Source organism: Methanocalculus sp., from assembly GCF_029762515.1.
Taxonomy (GTDB): domain Archaea; phylum Halobacteriota; class Methanomicrobia; order Methanomicrobiales; family Methanocorpusculaceae; genus Methanocalculus.
Genome location: NZ_JARVGN010000276.1, coordinates 1 through 3,222, shown reverse-complemented (window position 1 = coordinate 3,222; position 3,222 = coordinate 1). Strand labels below are relative to the sequence as shown.

The following is a 3,222-nucleotide window of genomic DNA, read 5'->3' as shown; positions in this document are numbered from 1 at the left end:
ACGCAATCATCAGAATCCTGAAAGAAGAGGAGATCACCCTCATCTCCCACCTCCCCTGCGATAAGGCAGGCACGCTCTGTGCCCTGGCAACAGGTGCCTTTCCGCATGTTCCCCTCCTCCGTGAAGAGGACGGGGTCGGTGTCTCGGCCGGCATATACCTTGCCGGGGGGCGGCCTGCGATTGTCATCCAGAGCTCAGGACTTGGCAACATGTTCAATGCCCTCCTCTCACTCCACGGTACCTTCCATCTGCCGCTCCCGATCATCGCGAGCTGGCGTGGGGTGCAGAACGAAGTGATCCCCGCACAGATACCCTTCAACTCCCGCCTTCCGGCTATCCTTGATGGTGCAGGCATCCCATATGCAACCATCATGGAGCCGGATGAACTCCCACGCCTTCAGGAGATGATCCGACGTTCGTTTGCCGAGGGCATACCCACCGTCACTCTCATCTCCCCATCCTGTTTTGATGGTGGCTCCTGCCCGGCAGAGTCGTTCCCTGAACGGAACAGGTCAGTGCCTTCGATTCCGGGTTCAGTGATCCATACGCCGCAGATGACCCGGTACGATGCAATCACCACCCTCGCCCCTCATCTTGGCAGGGCACTCTGTGTGAGCAATATCGGCATCCCCTCAAAGGAGCTGCATGCCGTTTCCGACCGCCCTGAGAACTTCTACATGCTCGGCTCCTATACCCAGGCATCCCCGATCGGCCTCGGCCTCGCCCTTGCACAGGATCGGGAGGTGGTGGTGATCGACGGTGACGGCTCGCTCCTTGGATCTTCGATCCTTCCCGTCATCGCCTCACTTTCTCCAAAGAACCTCACCATCTGCTGCCTTGACAACGGCACCTTCGGCTCCACCGGGAACCAGATTACACAAGGGTATGCCACCACTGATCTTGCGCAGGTCGCCTCTGCTGCCGGCATCCATAACTGTGTGCAGGTGCAGACTGAAGAGGCGCTTGATGCTGCCATATCGGAGAAGAAAGCCGGGCCCCGGTTCATCCACGTGATCATCAGGCCCGGCAATTCGGCGGTTCCGAATATCCCGCTTTCGCCTGGAGAGATCCGGGATCGGTTTATGCAGGCGGTTTCATCAGGGAAATGATACCTGTCCGGATCAGGTGAACGGGATCGAGGGCACCGATCAAAGCAGATAGATACCTCTGCCGGATGAAAACGACGAGCCTTTATCTATACCGGGGATAATCTTCTGGTATGGTAATCAAGGTCCTCGCCTTCGCCGGTTCCCCCCGCCGCCACGGCAATTCAGAGACGCTCCTCGACTGGGTGCTCGAAGAGATGGAGAAGCAGCCCGGTGTGGAAGTGGAGAAGCACGCCCTCGCCGATATCAATATCGCACCCTGCAAGGGATGCAATGCCTGTGAGAAGCTGAATGCATGTATCCAGAAGGATGATATCGTCTGGGTTGAGCCAAAAATTATCGAAGCCGATATCATCATCCTCTCCTCGCCGATCTTCTGCATGGGGATTGCGGCACAGCCAAAGGCCCTCATCGACCGGGCACAGGTATTCAGATCACGGAAATATGTCCTGAAACTGCCGATCGTGCCGCCTGAACGGAAAGGGAAGCGGATTGGCATCTTCCTCGCATCGGCGGGTCAGGACTGGGATTATGTCTTTGATGCAGCGATTCCGTCTGTCAAATGCCTCTTTAATGTCATCGATGTGAAGAACAAGGATATCCGGTACCTGATGGTGAATAATGTCGATGAGAAGGGAGCAATCAACGATCATCCAACAGCAGAAGCGGATGCAGTGGCGCTTGCAGATGACGTGATCGCCACCATGCGGGAGATGAAGGGAGAGCGTCTTTGATGAGAGATGAGCATATGAACGGAGAGAGACGATGAACGCCCTTGGGATCTCAGGAAGCCCGAGGAAGGGTGGCAACACCGAGACGCTCCTTGATGCATTCCTCGCAGGTGCGGAGGAGGCCGGTGCAGAGACCCGGAAGGTGATCCTCCGAGACCTCGAATTCACCTCATGTAAGGGGTGTAATGCCTGCCACAAGACCGGGAAATGTGTTTTAACCGATGATATCACCCCGCTCTTTGACGAGATCCTGGAAGCCGACATCGTCGCCCTCGCATCCCCCATCTATTCGATGGGGATCACCGCTGAACTGAAGGCATTCATCGACCGGGGGCAGGTCTACTGGGCGAGGAAGTTCATCCTGAAGGATCTCTACTTTGAGTACGATCATATAAAGCGGCACAAGGGCTTCTTCATCTCAACCGCCGGCCAGAACTGGGATCATGTCTTTGACGGGGCATACCCGGTAATCACTGCATTCTTCAATGATATCGGGTTTGAATACACCGACAATATCATCGCCAACAATATGGATGAGTATAAGGGGATCAAGGGCCACCCGACGGCACTTGAAGAGGCGAAGAAGAGGGGGAGGAAGGCAGTGGGGGAGCTTCAATCGATGAGTGCAAAAACTGAAGGGGAATAAGATTCAATACCCCAAAAACCAATGGAAATTGTAATGTACTCTCTCCTTGTACAATAACGCACATTGATCCGATTCCACAATACATCAAACAAAAAGAAAGGTATGAGCGTTCAATGACTCCTTCCGACCTAAAAGCCATCATTGCAACCGGTGAAGACAGCCATCGTCAGTTCAAACAGGATATTACCAACGCCGACTCTCTCGCGGCTGAAATGGCAGCATTTGCAAATTCGGAAGGCGGGATTATTCTTATTGGTGTTGCAGATGATGGATCAGCACCAGGTCTCACTCTCAGGGATGTAAGCCGTATCAACCAGATCATCAGCAATGCCGCTTCACAACATGTAAGGAGTCCACTCCCAGTTCAAACTGAGAATATCAATATAGGTCATGATCGGATTGTGATCATATTGACTATACCAAAGGGGAGAGACAAGCCATACTTTGATAAAAATGGCGTTATCTGGCTCAAAGTTGGTTCTGACAAAAGGAGGGTAAACTCAAGAGAGGAATTATGCCGCCTTTTTCAGAGCGTTGATCAGTTTCATGCAGATGAGTTGCCGACAAAAGCGGGTATCGGGAACCTGGATTCACTTCGATTCCGGGCATTTCTCCGGGATGTTTATAACCTTCCGTATCCGGAATCTCCTGAAAAGTTGCTAAACCTCTTAAAGAACATGAATCTGGCAACAGATGATGGGATGTTGAATCTTGCCGGAGTACTCCTCTTTGCTGAAAG

Annotated in this window: 4 protein-coding genes; all 4 read left to right on the top strand. The window is 53.0% G+C overall.

Annotated elements, in window-relative coordinates; genetic code table 11:
- Positions 1 to 5 precede the first annotated feature (5 nt).
- Positions 6 to 1,109, top strand: a complete 1,104-nt coding sequence (gene comE / locus QCH34_RS09550; protein ID WP_300333338.1) for a sulfopyruvate decarboxylase subunit beta — start codon at positions 6 to 8, stop codon at positions 1,107 to 1,109.
- 110 nt (positions 1,110 to 1,219) lie between these two features.
- On the top strand, positions 1,220 to 1,840 hold the full coding sequence (locus QCH34_RS09545; protein WP_300333335.1) for a flavodoxin family protein: 621 nt from the start codon (positions 1,220 to 1,222) through the stop codon (positions 1,838 to 1,840).
- A 31-nt stretch (positions 1,841 to 1,871) separates the two neighbouring features.
- Positions 1,872 to 2,483 carry a flavodoxin family protein gene (locus tag QCH34_RS09540; protein ID WP_300333333.1) on the top strand — a complete coding sequence of 204 codons (612 nt, stop codon included), beginning with the start codon at positions 1,872 to 1,874 and terminating at the stop codon, positions 2,481 to 2,483.
- A gap of 113 nt (positions 2,484 to 2,596) precedes the next feature.
- Positions 2,597 to 3,222, top strand: a 626-nt coding sequence (locus QCH34_RS09535; RefSeq protein WP_300333331.1) for an ATP-binding protein, incomplete at its 3' end; no start/stop codon positions are given.